This window comes from Desulfocurvus sp. DL1XJH-121 (genome assembly GCF_054819825.1).
On the sequence record NZ_JBTVWW010000007.1, the window covers coordinates 1 to 17,481 of the forward strand.

Annotated in this window: 14 protein-coding genes and 1 other RNA gene; 6 read left to right on the forward strand and 9 right to left on the reverse strand. The window is 61.8% G+C overall.

What is annotated here, in order from left to right; all coding sequences use genetic code 11:
* Positions 1-276: 276 nt before the first annotated feature.
* The 8 genes from ACYYG1_RS06415 to ACYYG1_RS06450 form a co-directional block, all read right to left on the reverse strand.
* On the reverse strand, positions 277-801 hold the full coding sequence (locus ACYYG1_RS06415; RefSeq protein ID WP_461209464.1) for an ERCC4 domain-containing protein: 525 nt from the start codon (positions 799-801) through the stop codon (positions 277-279).
* A gap of 447 nt (positions 802-1,248) precedes the next feature.
* On the reverse strand, positions 1,249-3,225 hold the full coding sequence (locus ACYYG1_RS06420; protein WP_461209465.1) for an AAA family ATPase: 1,977 nt from the start codon (positions 3,223-3,225) through the stop codon (positions 1,249-1,251).
* 968 nt (positions 3,226-4,193) lie between these two features.
* Positions 4,194-5,048 (reverse strand): hypothetical protein, encoded by an 855-nt coding sequence (locus ACYYG1_RS06425; RefSeq protein ID WP_461209466.1) that lies wholly within the window; start codon positions 5,046-5,048, stop codon positions 4,194-4,196.
* Between the two features lie 41 nt (positions 5,049-5,089).
* Complete coding sequence (locus ACYYG1_RS06430; protein WP_461209467.1) at positions 5,090-5,407, reverse strand: HigA family addiction module antitoxin; 318 nt, start codon at positions 5,405-5,407, stop codon at positions 5,090-5,092.
* Positions 5,408-5,417: 10 nt separating this feature from the next.
* Positions 5,418-5,696 (reverse strand): type II toxin-antitoxin system RelE/ParE family toxin, encoded by a 279-nt coding sequence (locus ACYYG1_RS06435; protein ID WP_461209468.1) that lies wholly within the window; start codon positions 5,694-5,696, stop codon positions 5,418-5,420.
* 65 nt (positions 5,697-5,761) lie between these two features.
* Complete coding sequence (locus tag ACYYG1_RS06440; protein ID WP_461209469.1) at positions 5,762-6,973, reverse strand: tyrosine-type recombinase/integrase; 1,212 nt, start codon at positions 6,971-6,973, stop codon at positions 5,762-5,764.
* A gap of 163 nt (positions 6,974-7,136) precedes the next feature.
* Positions 7,137-7,525: a transfer-messenger RNA gene (gene ssrA / locus ACYYG1_RS06445) on the reverse strand.
* Positions 7,526-7,705: 180 nt separating this feature from the next.
* Complete coding sequence (locus ACYYG1_RS06450; protein WP_461209470.1) at positions 7,706-7,972, reverse strand: RNA-binding regulator; 267 nt, start codon at positions 7,970-7,972, stop codon at positions 7,706-7,708.
* A gap of 813 nt (positions 7,973-8,785) precedes the next feature.
* On the opposite strand from ACYYG1_RS06450, the gene ACYYG1_RS06455 reads away from it, so the two are divergent.
* The 6 genes from ACYYG1_RS06455 (at position 8,786) to ACYYG1_RS06480 (ending at position 16,489) form a co-directional block, all read left to right on the forward strand.
* Positions 8,786-8,923: a hypothetical protein gene (locus ACYYG1_RS06455; protein WP_461209471.1), complete on the forward strand. Its 138-nt coding sequence runs from the start codon at positions 8,786-8,788 to the stop codon at positions 8,921-8,923.
* Positions 8,924-9,120: 197 nt separating this feature from the next.
* A complete protein-coding gene (locus ACYYG1_RS06460; RefSeq protein WP_461209472.1) occupies positions 9,121-9,885 on the forward strand; it encodes a DUF4197 domain-containing protein in 765 nt (254 codons plus the stop codon).
* Positions 9,886-10,007: 122 nt separating this feature from the next.
* Positions 10,008-10,421: a PaaI family thioesterase gene (locus ACYYG1_RS06465; protein WP_461209473.1), complete on the forward strand. Its 414-nt coding sequence runs from the start codon at positions 10,008-10,010 to the stop codon at positions 10,419-10,421.
* A gap of 313 nt (positions 10,422-10,734) precedes the next feature.
* Positions 10,735-13,725, forward strand: a complete 2,991-nt coding sequence (locus ACYYG1_RS06470) for a CHASE4 domain-containing protein (RefSeq protein WP_461209474.1) — start codon at positions 10,735-10,737, stop codon at positions 13,723-13,725.
* Between the two features lie 245 nt (positions 13,726-13,970).
* Positions 13,971-14,945 (forward strand): ABC transporter substrate-binding protein, encoded by a 975-nt coding sequence (locus tag ACYYG1_RS06475; RefSeq protein WP_461209475.1) that lies wholly within the window; start codon positions 13,971-13,973, stop codon positions 14,943-14,945.
* Positions 14,946-15,154: 209 nt separating this feature from the next.
* On the forward strand, positions 15,155-16,489 hold the full coding sequence (locus ACYYG1_RS06480; RefSeq protein ID WP_461209476.1) for a glycerate kinase type-2 family protein: 1,335 nt from the start codon (positions 15,155-15,157) through the stop codon (positions 16,487-16,489).
* A 433-nt stretch (positions 16,490-16,922) separates the two neighbouring features.
* On the opposite strand, the gene ACYYG1_RS06485 is transcribed toward ACYYG1_RS06480, so the two are convergent.
* On the reverse strand, positions 16,923-17,450 hold the full coding sequence (locus ACYYG1_RS06485) for a hypothetical protein (protein WP_461209477.1): 528 nt from the start codon (positions 17,448-17,450) through the stop codon (positions 16,923-16,925).
* Positions 17,451-17,481 lie beyond the last annotated feature (31 nt).

The following is a 17,481-nucleotide window of genomic DNA, read 5'->3' on the forward strand; positions in this document are numbered from 1 at the left end:
AGCCGTACCCCAACCAAGGGCGGCATGACCACGCTCATTTCATGGCCTACTGTCAGGTGATAACCATCTCAGCACAGTATGCCTAGTTGTGTTCTTGAGGTTGAAGTTTCCATGCCGTGGCGATCGATCCAACCATGCCTCTAAATACCCGTGACGGCTCCCCGTGGGGCTTGTCTGTGGCTTCTCATATTCCCCTCGCCTCAGTTTCAAGCCAAACGAAATAGCCAAGCTCCGAATCCGGCCCAGCGCACGTTTTTAAAAATTCAAGCCTCGTTTTTATGCTGCCGTGTGTAGTGCATCGGGAGTTGTCTCAGACGAGCTTAGGGGGCCTGCTAGGGCCTCTCCGTGGGCTCTCACGATGGCCCGGTATCTCTTTCGCGCCGATTCCAGGTATTGCCGGAGAAAGCCCCAAGTCACGTACTCAGCGTTGGACCGACTCCCGGCAAACAGGAAGGGCAGACGATAGCGGCAGGAGAACGCCAAGACGCTTTGACAGGCCGCATGGGCATTCATTGCGCTGCGATAGCTCCCACTGGCGAGATCGGCCCATGACGCTTCTACCACGACCATGAAGGTGTCGAGCGCGGCACCACGCTGAAGCTCCCTCTCGAACCGTTCCCGTTCCCGTCCGAGGCACGTCACGAGGTCGGGCAAGGACTTCCGCTCGACGGCCACGCGGTCAGCGAGTCCGGCCAAGCTATAGTCTCCAACGCTCAAGGGGCCGTGCTCCACGGTAACCCCGTACTTCTCGTTTGCGAAGGCGAAGGGCCGTTGTTCCCGGCTGTCGATGATGAGCTTCATTGCAGCCTCCTCGCCGCCTCGGCTTCGGCCCATTCCTGGTTGACCGAGAGCAAATGTCTTCCCACGTCCAGGGCAAACCGACCGGAGGGGTGGTGCTTGACCAACAGGCCTGCCTTTCCCGATCCTGGGTGCTCGGCCCGACCAATGACGCTCCAGGACCATTCTTCAGGAGTGGCCTTCAGGGACAAGGAGGGTTCTTCCTGGGTCCCAATCTTGGCCTCCAGGGGGTGAACCTCGATTGCTTTCCTGGCCCTCTCCGAAAGTTTTATCTGCATGGTGGACTTGCCTCGGCCCCAAAGGTTCAAGGGAAAAAGTTGTGGGCACATTTTCTATTGCCCACTTTTTCCCCCCTTTAGGGGGGCAATGCGGGCAGATGGGCAGTATAATGATTTCAATAGGTTAGAAATTGCCCAAAACCCCGTGGGCAATAAACTTGTGGGCAATATATTAATTGCCTGTAATAATTGAACATTGTATTGCCGCCTCATTTTTGGGCAATGTGGGCAATACGACGCCTTTGCTCCTGCCGCCATTCTCGAAGAAACGAATTTCGCCTCGACGTCGGGCATCGTTGATTGCTCGTTGAGCGGTCGTCCTTCCGACGCCCATTGATTCGACCAGGGCATTCTCAAGCGCCAACTTGCTTCTAGCCTTGCCGCCCATTTTCCGCAGGCAGTCCACCACCGCTTCAGCCCGTTCCCGGCTTTCTCCATCCCGAGGATCTTCAACACGAAGCATGGTCAACTCGGGGCGACGATCCAGAAAGAAGGGGGAAGCCGTCTCGAAGTTGCGAGCCTTCATGTGCTTCATCTCGATGATGGAGGTTCGATTACCCTCATCATCCAGCACGGGATTCATGAGGAGGATGTTTGCGGCCCAATCTCCTATGGCGGACGCGCCACGTCCGGCGAAGACCGCGTTATCACTGCCGGACTTGCCGACATGATGCACGACCACACAGGCCACATTTGCGGCATCACAAATTGCTGTTAGCGCATCCAAGGAACGTCTCATGGCCGCGTTGTCATTCTCGTCTGCGCCATGGAAGGAGATCAGGGGATCAAGCACGAGGATATCCGCCCGCACCGCCGTCAGTACTCCCAAGATGCGAGCGCGAAACGAATCATCGCCAAGCATCCCGGATGCTCGGCAGTCGTCCCCAATCCTGGGGAAGAACAACCCGTCCAGGCCGGGGCGCAGTTCTGGGGCTGCATCCGTGATGGAACGCAATCGCGCTTGCATGGCCTTGCCGCTGTTCTCCGACTGCATGAATACTGTGCGCAAGGGGCGGGGGAGGGGGAACAATCCCCAAAGACCATTTGCGGGCGCTATAGCAAGTGTCAAAGCCAGATTGAAGGTCAGGATGCTTTTGCCAAGCCCCGAGGGGCCACAGACAAGCAGGCTCTCACGTTCGTCCAGCAGGCCGCCGATCAAAGGCTTGTCCGGGAACGTCATGTCCAAGATATCGGAGGCGGTAATGACCTCGATGACGGATTCTTGGTCCATCCCCTTATCGGATTCCTGCCTCTGGATAAGCTGATCCTTTACCTTGTCCAGCCCGACAACGGACGCTAGGTCGTTGAAGTCGGACCCTTCAGCCCCGTCGGGGAGCCTGGGCACGACCACCACGCCGTTGATTGCCTGGGCCGCTTCGGTCGCCTTCGTGACGCCGGGATTCCCGTCCGTGTGTAGGTCATCGTCAGCGCCAAGGATAATCGGGCGCTCGGGGTACATCGTCCGGGCCAGCTTTGCCACGGCCAGGAGGTTGCCCGCGTTGAAGGCCGCCAGGACCGTTGCCCCGGTCGCCTCGTGGATCGTCGCCGCCGTCGCGTAGCCCTCCGCAATGTACAGCGGGCCGTCGTTTCCCTTGATGGCGAAGAACCCACCGGCAACCCGACCGCCGGTCAAGAATCGCTTCTCGCCGTTGTCCGCGATGAATTGCAGAGAGACGGGTTTACCCGTCGCGTCGAGGACAGGGACGATGATCCGTCCATCCCGGGAGAGCTTGAGTCCAGGATAGGCGGGGACGGCTTTGGCCTTCAGGTAGGGATGATCGATCGGGCAGCCGGGGGCTTCGGTCAGGATCGACGCCGCCTCGGCAGCCGCTTCGGCGTGGTGCTTGGCCTGGGCCTCGCGTTGAGCCTCCTGGTCCGCCTTGATGCGGGCGCGCAGTCTGGCCCGGTCCTCGGGGCTTATGGAAGGATCGTTGCCGCTAGCGGTCGTCCACGTGTCCTCATTGCCGGTCCGGTAGTTCTTCCACCAACCGGAAGCGGGTGGGTCCTGGTGCAGGACATACGCGCCGTCCAGGCCGTGCGCTTTGCCTTCCACGGGGCAACGGTGCAGCTCGCCGTCCCCGATGATTCTTTCAGGTCGCAACCCTTGATCCTCGCATGTGGTCAGGAACTCGGCAGTAGCGTCGATCATTACCGCGCTTCCCCGTCATTTTTGACGCAGAGAGGGCCCGAAAAAGGCTGGCAGGTATAATCCACCAGCCCCCTCCCTTCTCTCGCCTCTACGGACACAAAAAGGCCCTCTGGGCCGGACTCGCGGCGCTGATTTAAGGCCTGCTCTCTTCGCTCTGAACGGTATTTGTCGTTCACAAGCCGTTTCCCCAGTCGATGGGGCCACAGAGGGCAGGTCGTTTGCCCGTCGAAGGCGGTGTTTCCGGCACAAGTCCGGACTTCTTCGGGGCTGGCAAGGCATGTCAGGCAATACGCGTGGATGCTTCGCAGCGGGGCGGGTACGCGGCCTGCGGGTTGAGGCAGGCGCAGGGGGTACAGGGGGCAGTCCGTAGCCGTGCAGGACTCGGGATCGCCGCCGTTGCACCAACGGCAGAACGTCCGGATCGCTCGACGGGGAGCCAGACGGCGTTCAGAAGATTCCGTTTCCATGGCTACTCCTCCTGGCCGGAGAAAAGGGAATCCACCAGAGCCAAGAGGTCGGCACCGCGCCAGCAAGTCGTGCGTGGCCCAAGGTGTACGGGCTTGGGGAATCTGCCCGACTTCACCCCCGCCCACCAAGTGGAAGGAGAAACGTCGATCAGGGGAGCGTCATTGCCTTTGGAATGGACAATGGTGTTGATGCGGTAGAGGCCGTTGGGATCGATACGAGAAGTCTGCATAATGAATATCCTCCTTGGTCGTGTTTCCAAAGAGGATACCGCTTGCCAGAAGACAACTTCAATATCGCCGACGATTTACGCTGAAATTAATTCGCCACCCTCGTTCTTTCAAAAAGGCTAAAAGTCCAATTATTTCAGGCTGGCGAAATAGCTTTTGACGAGCTTTTTGAGGCTTCAAAAAGTCAAAACGCCACGCTTTTTGCGCGGCGAATTATTGGGGGCGCTGGAAAACGAGAATATTCAATTATTTCAGGCTGGCGAAATATGGCGATTACATGGTTGGGCGTGCTCCTCGCTTCTGCCAAATCTGGATGCCATTGCCGGGAAGAGTCTCCTTAATGGCCCTCAGTGAGGCACGAGAAAGGGAAGGACAAAAGGCCTCCAACTCCTCCTCCGTGAAGCCGTAGGTTCGGATAGAGGAGCCTTCCCTGGCCTCGTCCCATTTGGCCTTGATGATAAGCACGGCTTGGACGATCTCCGGCATCCGTACAGAGTAGTCTTTGTTCGTCGCTGGGGGCCGTGTTGCCATTTTATCGGGGGCGACAGGAGCATGAAAAGCGTCGATGGGATCACAACGGCATTGTGCTACTTCCTCTCTTCGTTGGGTATCCTCAAGTAACTTTGATTTGACCCCATGCTCAGCGCAATATTGCTCATAAGAAAAATAATCAATTTTTCCTGGGAAACATTCTTCAAGCATATTGTTCCAGATAAGATCACCAAATTGTTTTGGTGTCATTCTGAGTTCAGCACGAACTTTATTTTCTTCAATTCCAGTAATTTCTTTTGATTGACAGGGAGGACAAACCAATTCAATCGGTGGATTATCCAAGGATTTTAGCTTCGCTATTCGAAGAGAATCGACATAAAAAGTTTCGATTTCGTCTGGATAAAATGCCCGCATATGTTCGTTTGGGAATTCACCTTCGACACGATCCATTACAGGAACGCAACATATGAGAAGGGTTCCATCGCTGTCCATGCGTGGGATATCCACAGGTTCGAACGCAGGAATATCCTCTCGCTTTAAGAAGTCGAAAAGATCATCTTGGTCTTTATAACCAAGCTGTTGTTGAAGCTCGACAAACCGGATTAAGTCAGACTCTTTTTTCCATTGGCGACGCATTGTAAATTCTCCCCAGGCCGATACCATGCCCCTGGTTGCAGTCACACTCCCGCTTGTTCATATTTTTCCAGACCCGGCAAGGGGGCTACATCTTCAAGTCCAGGGGTGGATCGCTCGGCTTCCCATAGATCGCGCTTACGCTGAAGGTTCAACCATAGGTCGGGGGTGGTGTTGAAGGCGCGGGCAAGGCGCAGGGCCAAGCCGGACGTGACTGCTGACTTCTCATGGATGACCTGGGAGAGATGCTTGCGGCTGATGCCCAGGTGCGCGGCAAGGCCTGTGACGGTCAGGCCAAGCGGTTCCATGTATTCCCGCAGGATGATTCCCCCGGGGTGGGTGGGCTTTCTGGTGGTGCTCATAGTGCTCTCCTTAGTGGTAGTCTTGATAGTTCACAACGTAGGCGTGCCCGTCCTCGAAACGGAAGGTCAGACGCCAGTTGCCGGAAACCTTTGCGGACCAGTGTCCGGCCAGTTTGCCTTTCAGGGGATGCAGACCGTAGCCAGGCGCGTCCATGTCTCGGACCTCCGCAGCCGCGTCCAGGCGGTCCAGCATCATGGCTAGTCTGTCCGCGTGCTTGGTCTGGATGCCTTTGGTGTTCCCGGTCCTGAAGAACGTTTCAAGGCCCTTGTGGGCAAACCCTTTGATCATTGTGTAACCCCTAAGGTAACAGCAGTCAATGGGGCAATATGCAGAAAGATCACCTTGGCCGTCTCCTAGCCGTCCAATCGCTCCCGACGAATGGGCGTCACCTTAGCCCCGGCCTTGAGCCCGTCCAGGTAATCCGCCCAAGATTGCATCATCTTTCGTCGTTGGGGGAGGTGTTCTGCGTGGTTGTAGGCGGCCCGGACTTTGTTCCGTTCGGCATGGGCAAGCTGACGTTCGATTACGTCTGGGGGCCAGCCTTGTTCGTTGAGGATGGTTGACGCCATGGATCGGAAGCCATGGCCGGTCATTTCGTCCCCCGAATACCCAAGGCGACGCAGGGCGGCATTGATCGTGTTGTTGCTCATGGGCCGAGACGCCGATCGCAGCCCAGGAAAAACATACTTGCCATTGCCGGTGAGGGGATGAATTTCTTTAAGGATAGCAATGGCCTGCCTGGACAGCGGAACGATGTGCATTTGTCGCATCTTCATCTTGGCCGCAGGGATTCGCCACTCAGCCTTATCAAGGTCGATCTCGGACCATTCAGCCGATCGAAGCTCGCCAGGACGTACGAAAACCAAAGGTGCGAGTCTCAGGGCGCATCGCGTGGCTGGTTGGCCTGAGAAGCCATCCATAGCTCGTAGAAGTGCGGCCACTTCCCTAGGGTCAGTCATCGTGGCGAAGTGTTCGCCCTTGGCCGGAGCCAGGGCCCCTCGAAGATCACCCGATGGATCGCGTTCGGCCCGGCCAGTGGCAACGGCATACCGAAATATCTGTCCGCACAATTGGTGGACGCGGTGTGCCGTCTCGATAACGCCTTTGTCCTCGATGCGACGCAGGACCGCCAGAAGGGTAGGGGGAGTAATGTCTTTGATGGGGATGTCGCCAAGATAGGGGAGGACGTGCTGTTCGAGTCGGCGGATTTGGCGTTGGGCGTGGCTCGGAACCCAGATCGAGGTTTGCTTGTCCAGCCATTCAAGGGCAATGGCCTCGAAGGTGTCTTTCTCAACTGCCTGCTCGGCCTTTCTGGCGGAGGAAGGGTCTATCCCCTTGGCCACCATTTTACGGACCTTGTCCCGTTGCTCCCTGGCTTCCTTCAACGACACGTCTGGATATGTGCCGAGGGAAATCAGTTTTTCCTTGCCCTCAATTCGATATTTGAACCGCCACCACTTACCCCCCTTGGGGGAGACAAGAAGGAATAGTCCTCTTCCATCAAACAGTTTTTGCGGCTTAGCTTGGGGCTTAACGTTACGAATGAGGGTAGCTGTGAGCGGCATATGGGGTAACTCCTTTTGGGGAAGAGCTGTTACCCCATGAATTACCCCTGTGGAAGGCTAGATGTCAATGGATCAAGATGGACGCTAATAGACAGTAGAAAAACAGAAAGCCCCGAAATTTCAGGGCTTATTGTTTTTCATTGGACACAATTATAGAAGGGAATGGTGGAGGCGGGGGGAATCGAACCCCCGTCCGAGAATGATCCGCTCAAAGCCTCTACAAGTTTAGGTCAGGTTTGCGTTCTCGTCAGCCGGATTGCCCCTGACCGGGCGGCCGGAAGACATGCCTGCCTGAAGTTTCGCCGATGCGCGGGACAGGTGGCCGCGCGCGGCTAGCCCGAGGGGTGTCGTCGACGTCTCCGGTTTATCGGGCGTAGGCCCGGAGAGCCGCCAGAATCATGTTCTGGGACCATGTTAGCCTAATTAGGCGGCCATGGCGTAAGCGTAGTCATCGTTGGCACTTGTGTGCTAGGTCGATTTTTACGAGGCCATCGACCAACCTCGACTTGCAGCCTTGGCTTCAACAATCCCCGTCGAAACCAGGTCGCCCCCTGTCAAAGAACCGCAGCCTTCATATAAGTCTTTTCCCCGTCATGGCAAGGGCAATCTCGCGTCCGCCCCGGCAGGACGAAGTGCGGGGCGAGACCCTGTGCGAAGCCCGCGCCCGGAACAAGGCAAAAAAGAACCCGCCCCTCCAGGGAAGGGCGGGCCGTTTGGTTTGCGCTTAGATTCCTACCAGCGCGGAGTGCGCGGGGCGCGGGGACGGGCTTCGTTGACCTTGATGTTCCGGCCTCCGAAATCCGTTCCGTCCAGGGCCTCGATGGCGGCCTGGGCCTCGGACTCGTCCATTTCGACAAAACCGAAGCCGCGCGGACGTCCGGTCTCGCGGTCTTCGATCAGCTTGACGGACTTCACATCGCCGTAGTTGGCAAAGGCGGCCCGCACGTCCTCTTCGGTGCTGTTCCAGGGCAGATTGCCCACGTAGATACTCTTCGTCATCCTCTCGATACTCCATGGAATAAACAGTTATCGACGCTTATGCGTCCTTATTCAAAAAGGGGCCATGTACAGCAAGATGCGTACACAGCCCCTTGTTGACTTCCGTATTTGCTCTCATCAGATTGAGCCGACCGTGTGCGGCCACGTCCTACATGACGTCTCTGAATTTCAGACTAATTTTCCTTACGACCGCGGGAAAGGGAAGTCAAGGCGTATGTGCAAAAAAAATCATGGAATAATCTTCACTATGAACAGGTGGTTGCGTGCCAAATTAGCGTCGAGCGGCAGGGTGAGGCGGGTCGCAGGTTTACACTGTTGTTTGTGAAAAATCTTTAAATTATGAATAGTTGTGTTGTGACGCTGAGTAATAACGCTTTCCAATATTCATCCGGTTTCCTGGGTGAGCCTGATTCTGCCGTGTATTGCGGGCCTTTCCTTAGAATAATATTCATGAGATTTTTATCACAATCTATTCGTTCTCCTGTCTTCACGATTCTTAACTAGCGGTCCTCGGCAGGGTTGGGGACGGTTTCGCCATGGAGAAGGCGCATCGGCCCGGATGCGGGCGCCGCGAGGGTAAAGACGCCGGTTCTTCGTCTCCCGGCGCGCCCTCCGGGTGCCATCCCAGCAATGGAGTCATTGTCATGTCTGCGACCAACAATACGATTCGTTCCCTCGTCCTGCTGCCGACCCTGGCCCTGATGCTGGCCTCCACCGTGGCCCTGTCCGCAGGCGGCCCCGCGTGAACCCGGGCGCCGGGCCGAACCGGCCAGGCAGGCGGCGCTGGTCAAGGCCGAGAAGACCCGAGGCTACGTGCGCAACGCCAACGGAGCCAAGACCCCGGTGGACCTGACCAGGGTCGGCCCCGACCGGTGGCGCGGCCCCAAGGGTGGGACCTACTACGGGCTGCCCGACGAACGGAAGCTGCGCTCCGCCTACGGCCTGTGTTGAGGGCGCGGCGTACAAGAAAATGCAAAGGCCCCGTCCGCGCGGACGGGGCCTTCCTGTTTTCCCGGGGCGGGGCGTCCGGTTTCGGGCGCCATGCGGGAGCCTGTCCCTTTCTCATCCGGACGGTTGCCCCCGCGAGGGATTTGCGTGCATGATGCGGGGACACATTGCGTGCCGGTCGCGAGCCGGAGGAGGCGAACATGAAGAGGTTTCTGAAGAGCCTGTGCGCGGCTTTGCCGCTCCTGACGTTGCTTTCTGTCTGGGCCACGCCCGGCCTGGCGGGCTGGGCCGACACCCTGTCCAAGGTCAAGGACGCCGTGAAGTCCTCGGCGACGGCCACCTCGGCGTCCTCGGGCGGGAGCCTGACCGCCTCGGAGATGGTCCAGGGCCTCAAGGCCGCCCTGGAACAGGCCGTGGGCGAGGCCACGTCCTCCCTGGGGGTGGCGGACGGATTCCTGGGCAACGCGGACGTGAAGATCCCGGTGCCGGACTCCCTGGCCACGGTGGAGAAGGGCTTGCGCCTAGTGGGCCAGTCCAAGCTGGCCGACTCCTTCGTGACCAGCATGAACCGCGCGGCCGAGCGCGCCGTGCCCGAGACCGTGGACGTGCTCAAGAAGGCCGTGACGGGCATGACCTTCGACGACGCCAAGGGCATCCTGAACGGCGGGGACACGGCGGCCACGGACTTCTTCCGCCGCACCTCGGACTCCGCGCTCCTTCAGCGCCTTGAACCCATCGTGTCCGAGGCCATGCAGGGCGTGGGCGTGACCCGGCATTTCCAGAACATGACCGGCGCGGCCAAGGCCGTGAATCTTTCCGCAACGGACGTGGACCTGGACGCCTACGTGACGCGCAAGGCCCTCGACGGCCTGTACCTGATGATGGAGCGCGAGGAGGCCGACATCCGCAACAACGCGGCGGCGCGCGGCAGCGCCATCCTGAAGAAGGTTTTCGGTTCCCTGTAGCCAGTCCCCGCCGCCGGGCTTGCCGGGGCCGGCGGCCTTGTGTATTGGGAAAAACCCGGACGCACGGGACGCGGGCAGGTCCGCGCCTTTGGTTCTCCTCACCTCAACCCCCCCTGACCTCCATGCACGACATCGCCAAGGATTTCATCAGTTCCCGTGACAAGTTCGCCCAGTTCCTGGGCATCGAGCTCCTGGAAGTGGGCCCGGGGCACGCCGTGGCCCGCATGCCCCTGGCCGAGCACCACAACAACGGCCTGGGCATCGTCCACGGCGGGGCCATCTTCTCCCTGGCGGACCTGGCCTTCGCCGCGGCCTCCAACTCCCGGGGACAGGCCGCCGTGGCCATCAGCTGCTCCATCTCCTATGTCTGCGCGGGCTCGGGCGCGGAGCTGACCGCCGTGGCCGAGGAAACCTCCCTGACCCCCAAGCTGGCCACCTACAAGGTCACCATCAGCGATGCCCGGGGCGAGACCGTGGCCCTGTTCGACGGCATGGTCTACCGCAAGCGCCAGACCCTGGCCGAGGCCATGGGCTGATCCCCGGCGACACGACTTTCCACCGATCCGCTCCTTTTCCAGGCGCGTCTGCGGACGCGCCCGCCTGCCGACGTCCGCTCCGCGCGGGCGCGCCCCCCTTTCACGCCTGATAGCGGCCTCCCGGCCGTTTGGGGCGCATCCGCGCGGGGCGGGCCGTGCAAAAAGCGATGTTCCTTTTGACTGCGCCGCTCAAGACGATATAGGATGGACAGCAAACCATTTCCCCTGAATTTCCCGTGGGAATCCCGGGTGGCGCCGAACGCCCGGGCAGCGTGCCGAAACCAGAAGTTGTGCGAAATCCGGCTGGAGAATCATGAGCATACGCAGCACCATCTTATGTATCCTGGCCTTTATTGCGGCCGTCTGCATCACGGTGCTCGTCCTGGTGTCCGAGAAGGTCATCATGGGCGGGTACGAACAACTCGAAAACAGGAAGGTCCAGCTCAGCGTCCAGCGCGTCCAGAACGCCCTCACGCGCGAGTCCGAACGGGTCATGACCCAGCTCAGGGACTGGGCCTGGTGGGGCGAGACCCTGGATTTCGTGACCGGCAAGGACGACGGGTATCCGGAGTCCAATCTCATGGACGACACCTTCCGGAACCTGCAACTCAGCGTGATGCTGTTCTTCGACGCGCAGGGCGGGCTGGTCCACGGCAAGCGGTTCGACCTGGTGCGGGACGCCTCCGTGCCGCTCAGCGCCGAATTCCTGTCCGTGTTCGGCCCCGAATCCCCGTGGGTGCGGTCCGCCGACCCCCACGAAAGACGGTCCGGCCTGGTGCGGATGCCCGACGGCATCCTTTGGCTGTGGTCCATGCCCGTGCTCAACGACGAGGGGGAGGCCCCCGCGGGCGGCGCCCTGGTCATGGGGCGCTACCTGGACCATGCCCTGGTGAAGAAGATAGCCGACATCACGCTCCAGCAGTGGGAGTACCTCCCCCCGGGGCAGCTGCCCCGGGGCGGCGAGCCCGCGCGGGCCCTGGCGGCCCTTGAGGGCGGGCAGGGCATCGTGTCCTTTGCCGTGGACGGGGACCGCATCGACGGCTACGCCCTGCTGCGGGACGTGGACAGGACTCCCGTCGCCCTGGTCCGGGTGCCCGTGAGCCGGGACATCATGGCGCAGGGGCGCTCCACCAGGAACCTGAATCTGGCCTTCATGCTCGTGGCCTTCCTGTTCGTGGGGCTGGCCCTGTACCTGCTCATGGACCGGGGGCTTCTGGTGCATGTCGAGTCCCTGGACCGGCAGGTGCAGGGCATCGACGGCAGGCACGGCCTGGGGCGCCGGGTGGAAGTCCGGGGCAGGGGGGAGGTGGCGCGCCTGGCCCGGACCATCAATTCCATGCTCGACGCCCTGGAGGAGGTGACCAGGGAGCTTGAGCACAACAGGCACCGGCTTTCCCTGGCCTTCGAGGCGGCCAACGAGGGCCTCTGGGACTGCGACCTCGAGACCCGGAACATGTATCTGAGCCCGCGTGCCTACGCCATGCTGGGCTCCGCACCGGACGAGGAGGCCATGACCCTGGACGCGTGCCTGGCCCTGGTGCATCCCGAGGACGCCCAGCGGGTGCGCGCCTCCTTTCTGGACGGAGTAGAGCGCTCCAAGGACTTTCACGCGAAATTCCGCCTGCGCGTCAAGGACGGCTCCTGGCTCTGGGTCGAGGCCCGGGGCCGGGGCGTGGAGTGGGACGGGGCGGGGCGCGCCCTGCGCATGATCGGCACGGCCCAGGACATCACGACGCGGCATCGGGCGGAGGTGGCCCTGCGCGAGAGCCAGGAGCAATACCGCGGCGTCATGAACAATTCGCCCACGGGCATGCATATCTACGAAGTCCGCGGCGGGGAGCTTTTCCTCCAAGAGGTCAATCCGGCGGCGCACAGGCTGCTGGACACGAACGGAGACATCGTGGGCATGCCCCTGCTGGAGGCCTTCCCCGTGCTGCGTTCGACCCATTATCCCGATCTGTACCTCGGCCTGGCCGAGGGCGGAGAACCACATATATTCAAGTACGTGCTCAAGCGCGACGGGATGATGCGCAAGGTCTTCTCCATGACCGCCTTCCATCTTTCGGCCGGGCGCATGGCCGTGTTCTTCCGGGACATCACGGAGCAGTATCTTGCCGAGGAGGCCCTGCGCCGTTCCGAGGAGAAGTTCGCCAACCTGTTCCGGCTGTCCCCGGACGTCATCCTGGTCACGGACATGGAGACGGGGGTCATCGAGGACGCCAACGCGGCCTTCCTGGATCTGGCGGGCTGCCCCCTGGAAGAGGTCCAGGGCCGGACCTTGGACGAACTGGGCATAACCATGGATCCGCCCCTGCGCGAGAAGTTCAAGGAGCAGGTCAGGCGCGTCGGGCATGCCGAGAACTACGAGGGCGAGTTCCGCAGCGCGGGCGTCAGCTTCGGCCTGTTCGCGATGTCGGGGGTGGCGGTGGACATCGGCGGCAAGGCTTTTCTGGCCACCGTCGCCCGCAACATCACGGCCATGAAAAAGATGCAGAAGATCATGGTCCACAGCGAGAAGATGTTCTCCGTGGCTGGCATGGCCGCGGGCATCGCCCACGAGATCAACAACCCCCTGGGCATCGTTCTCCAGGCCTCCCAGAACCTGCTGAAGCGCACCGACCCGAACTTCCACAAGAACCGCAAGGTGGCCGAGGAGCTCGGCCTGGACCTGGAGCGACTGGGCGAGTACGTGCGCGTGCGCAAGCTGGACCAGTTCATCGACGACATCCAGAAGGCCGCCGTGCGTGCCTCGGTCATCATTCGCCATATGCTGGACTTCAGCCGCCACAGCGAATCCGGCCACACGCCCTGCGACATGGGCTCGATCATCGAGGGCGCTGTGGCCCTGGCCAACAGCGACTTCGATCTCAAGAAGAATTACGATTTCAAGAGCATGACCCTGAACGTGTCCGTGGAGGAGGGCCTGCCGCCGGTGGAGTGCTCGGCCACGGAGATCGAGCAGGTGCTGCTGAACCTGCTGCGCAACGCGGCCCAGGCCATGGCCGGAGCCGATCCCCCCATCCAGGCCCCGCGCATCGACATCCGCGTCTCCAGGCATGATTCCTGGGTGCGCGTGGAGGTGCGGGACAACGGGCCGGGCATGTCCGAGGACCTGCAGCGGCGCGTCATGGAGCCGTTCTTCACCACCAAGCCCCCCGGGGTGGGCACGGGGCTCGGGCTCTCGGTGTCCTACTTCATCATCACCTCGGGGCACGGCGGGAGGTTCTCCCTGTCCTCCAGCCCCGGCCAGGGCGCGTGTTTCACCATCGACCTGCCCCTGGGGACGGACGCGGAACAGGGGTGACGGCTGGTGGAAGCGCAAATCAGGGCGGGGGGAGCCCGTTTCCGCCACGGGAATGCAACCTTTTTTGACTGCACGGGGCCGCACGGGTATAGGGCCGGTTACATCCAGTCTTGCTGGAGTTTTCTGTTTATTGGCTCTTCTGGTAACCCTTTCCTCCAGATGATGATCGTCTTCGGTGTCGCGCGATTTCCATTTCCGCCTGCAAGGCGCGGTTCGCAAGGAGTTTCGAATAGGGGGAATCCGGAGTGAGGCGTTTACTGTTCGTTTTCGTCATGTCGGCGGCATTGTCCTGGGCCGGGGCTGCCCGAGCCGGGATCGTTCTGGCCATCCACAGCTACCATACCGATTTGGCCTGGACCGCGCAGTGCATGCGCGCCCTGGACAACGTGCTGGCCGGGAACCATGCCGTCAGTCACGTGTTCATGGACACCAAACGCATTCCGGAATCCGAATTCCAGGCCCGGGCGGACGCGGCCATGGAGCGCTTTCGCGAGCTCGCCCCCGACCTAGTCATCCTCAGCGACGACAACGCGTTGCGACTGCTCGGGCCGCCCCTGGCCAGGACCGGGACACCCGTGGTCTACATGGGTATCAACAACAATCCCCGCAGCTATTTCGACGCCATCCCGCCCCAGGTGACCGGGGTCATCGAGCGGGTTCCCCTGTTCCCGTGGACCCGGTACCTGCGGGAGATCGTTCCCGGCCCCTCCAACATGCTCGTGCTCATGGACGACAGCCTCACCACGCGGGCCATCATCGACGTCACCTTCGGGGAGAGGAAGACCATCACCTTCGGTGGGCGGATCGTGACCTACAAGGTCGCCGCGGACTGGGACGAGTGGCGCTGGACCGTCTTGCATTCGCGTTCCTACGGCCTCATCGTGATGCCCGTGTTCCATTCCCTGGAAGATGGGGCGGGCCGCCACGTTCCCGTGGAGAAAGTGGTCCGCTGGACCTCGGCCAACAGCCCGGTGCCTGTGTTCGCCAACCAGGACTACGCAGTGACTGACGAGGGGGTGGTGGGGGCCTATGTCCTCCGGGGCGAATCCCACGCCCGTGTGGCCGCACTCATGGCCAAGGACATCCTGGAGGGGAAAAACGTCCGGGACCTGCCCGTCGTCAACGACCAGAACGGCACCTTCGTGTTCAACAAAAAGCAGCTCGCGCGTTTCGGCCTGACCCTGCCCGAGGAGATCGGGAAGCTGGCCGTATTCCAGTGACGCGGGCCCGGGCGGGGCTGATCCGCCGCCTTCGCACCCTCCAAAGCCCCGAGCGCATCGGGGCTTTTCGTGGGCGGGCGGGGCGGATTGCGCGCGCCGGGCGATTTGGATAGAGAAACATCTTCCAGGGCCTCGGCCCGATCCGCGACTCGCTACGCACGACTCCGGGAACGCACGACCCGATCACGCCCGAACCCGACGAGGCCGCCATGACCGCACGCACCAAGAAGCAGAACCAGCTGATGCACATCGCCAGGCGCACCCTGGAGGCCGTTTCTCCGGCCCCGGCCCTGCACGCCGCCCTGAAGATCGAGGGCGACGTGCTCACCGTGGACGGCAGGCGCTACGACCTGGCGCGATACGATCGCGTGTTCGTCCTGGGCGCGGGCAAGGCCTCCGCGGCCATGGCCGAGACCATGGAGTCCATCCTGGGCCCCAGGCTGCACAGGGGCCTCGTCGCCACCAAATACGGGCACGGCGTGCCCCTGCGCGCGACGGAGATCATGGAGTCCGGGCATCCCGTGCCCGACGAGGCCGGGCACCGCGCGGCGCGCGCGATCCTGGACTTGGCCGGGGCCGCCACACAAAGGGACCTGGTGTTCTTCCTGCTCTCGGGCGGGGCCAGCGCCCTGGTCCCGGCCCCGCGCGACTCCGTGACCTTGGCCGCCGTCCAGGACGTCACGCGCAGGCTGTTGGAATGCGGGGCCACAATCAACGAGATCAACGCCGTGCGCAAACATCTTTCCGCTTTCAAGGGCGGCCAGCTGGCCCGGGCCCTGGCCCCGGCCACGGTGGTCACGCTGATCATCTCCGACGTGGTGGGCGACCATCTGGACGTCATCGGCTCCGGCCCCACGGCCCCGGACGGCTCCACCTATCTGGATTGCATGGGTATTCTGGAAAAATTCGAACTGTGCGGCCGCATTCCGCCGGAGGTGGAGGCCATGATCAGCGCGGGCTGCGCGGGCAGGGCCCCGGAAACCTGCAAGCAGGGCGAGGCCTGCTTCTCGCTGGTGCAGAACGTCGTCATCTCGGGCAACGCCATGGCCGTGGACGGCGCGGCCCGGGCCGCCGGAGAGCTGGGCTACGCCCCGGTGGTGGTGGACTCGGCCATGCAGGGCGAGGCGCGCGACGTGGCCGTCCGCATGATGCGCCTGGCCGGGGAATACGGCGCGGCGGGCCCGGTGTGCCTGCTGGCCGGGGGCGAGACCACGGTGACCATCCAGGGCCAGGGTAAGGGCGGCCGCAACCAGGAGTTCGCCCTGGCCGCGGCGCTGGAGCTCTCGGGCATGCAAGGCCTGCGCGAGCGCGTGGCCGTCATGAGCCTGGGCACCGACGGCACCGACGGCCCCACGGACGCGGCCGGGGCCATGGTCCTGCCCCACATCGTGCCAGCCACGGCCGAGCAGAGCGCCTACGCGCGCGGGTTCCTCATGGACAACAACTCCTACGAGTTCTTCGACGGCGCGGGCGCGCTCATCAGGACCGGCCCCACCCGCACCAACGTCATGGACGTGGTGGCGATTCTGGTGGACCGGGGGTAAGGGATGCGCCCGCCGCGCCTTGGACCCGGCGCGCGCCGGTGGATTGCCAGGAAGCGGGGAAGGCCCGCGACAAGCGAAAGCCCTCCGTTGAGCGGAGGGCTTCGTGCATTCGGGCGGGCCGAGGGTCAGTCTTTGGGTTGATCCTCGGTTTTTTGTCTTTTGTATTCAGCCACTATATGTTCCCTCAACGACTCCCCAAGTGGCGCTGAAACAACATTCCCTCTCGACGGGTTCACCCAGCATCGAGCGGTTCTAATCGCAATGTTCAAAAACCAGCGTTGCGGTTGCATTCATTCAGGCGGCATGAATTCATCAAAAAACTTTGTAAAGATTGTCTGTGCAGTGGCTTTTCTTTTCCAAATAAAACAGGGCGCTGGATTTCATCCAGCGCCCTGTTTTGTTGCGTGTCTGCCTGTTCGTCGGAGTGTGGCCCCTACAGCGCCAGGGCGTCCTCGAAGGGGGTGGGGGTTTCCGTCCATTGGACGCCCGTGGGCGTGGCCGTTCCCAGGCGGGAGGGCCAGAGGGAGCTTTGGATCACGATGCGCCGGGCCTGCGAGGAGTCGCCCTCGAAGCGTTCCACCAGTTGGCGCATCAGGGCGAAGGCCTGCTCAAGCCGTTGGACCGCGCGCTCGTCGTTGGTGTACGCGCCGCCCCAGGGCTCCTGGATCAGGCAGGCCAGCCCGGGCAGGGCGAGATAGCAGTGCAGGGCCACGCTCTGGATGCCGTGCCCGGCGTGGGCCGCCAGGAAGTAGGGCTCCACGCCGGACTCCGCCTCCCTGACGAAATGCTCCAGGTCGTAGGGAGAGTAGTCGGGGATGCGGGTGCCCCAGTGCCAGTTGTCGATGCGGTCCATCTCCCCGGCCAGGGACCGGGGCACGGGCGGCACGGGCAGCCCCTCGGACACAAAGGATATCTCCATATCTGTCAACGCCGGATATTCGCTGGGATCGGCCCAAGGCATTGTGCGCTCCTTGTGTGCAATGTGTGTCGGC

Coding starts and splice junctions, on each gene's coding strand:
- ACYYG1_RS06450 (WP_461209470.1), bottom strand. CDS start 7,972: ATGACGAAGAGTATCTACGTGGGCAATCTGCCCTGGAACAGCACCGAA.
- ACYYG1_RS06485 (WP_461209477.1), bottom strand. CDS start 17,450: ATGCCTTGGGCCGATCCCAGCGAATATCCGGCGTTGACAGATATGGAG.
- ACYYG1_RS06465 (WP_461209473.1), top strand. CDS start 10,008: ATGCACGACATCGCCAAGGATTTCATCAGTTCCCGTGACAAGTTCGCC.
- ACYYG1_RS06435 (WP_461209468.1), bottom strand. CDS start 5,696: ATGATCAAAGGGTTTGCCCACAAGGGCCTTGAAACGTTCTTCAGGACC.
- ACYYG1_RS06425 (WP_461209466.1), bottom strand. CDS start 5,048: ATGCGTCGCCAATGGAAAAAAGAGTCTGACTTAATCCGGTTTGTCGAG.
- ACYYG1_RS06420 (WP_461209465.1), bottom strand. CDS start 3,225: ATGATCGACGCTACTGCCGAGTTCCTGACCACATGCGAGGATCAAGGG.
- ACYYG1_RS06440 (WP_461209469.1), bottom strand. CDS start 6,973: ATGCCGCTCACAGCTACCCTCATTCGTAACGTTAAGCCCCAAGCTAAG.
- ACYYG1_RS06415 (WP_461209464.1), bottom strand. CDS start 801: ATGAAGCTCATCATCGACAGCCGGGAACAACGGCCCTTCGCCTTCGCA.
- ACYYG1_RS06470 (WP_461209474.1), top strand. CDS start 10,735: ATGAGCATACGCAGCACCATCTTATGTATCCTGGCCTTTATTGCGGCC.
- ACYYG1_RS06460 (WP_461209472.1), top strand. CDS start 9,121: ATGAAGAGGTTTCTGAAGAGCCTGTGCGCGGCTTTGCCGCTCCTGACG.
- ACYYG1_RS06480 (WP_461209476.1), top strand. CDS start 15,155: ATGACCGCACGCACCAAGAAGCAGAACCAGCTGATGCACATCGCCAGG.
- ACYYG1_RS06430 (WP_461209467.1), bottom strand. CDS start 5,407: ATGAGCACCACCAGAAAGCCCACCCACCCCGGGGGAATCATCCTGCGG.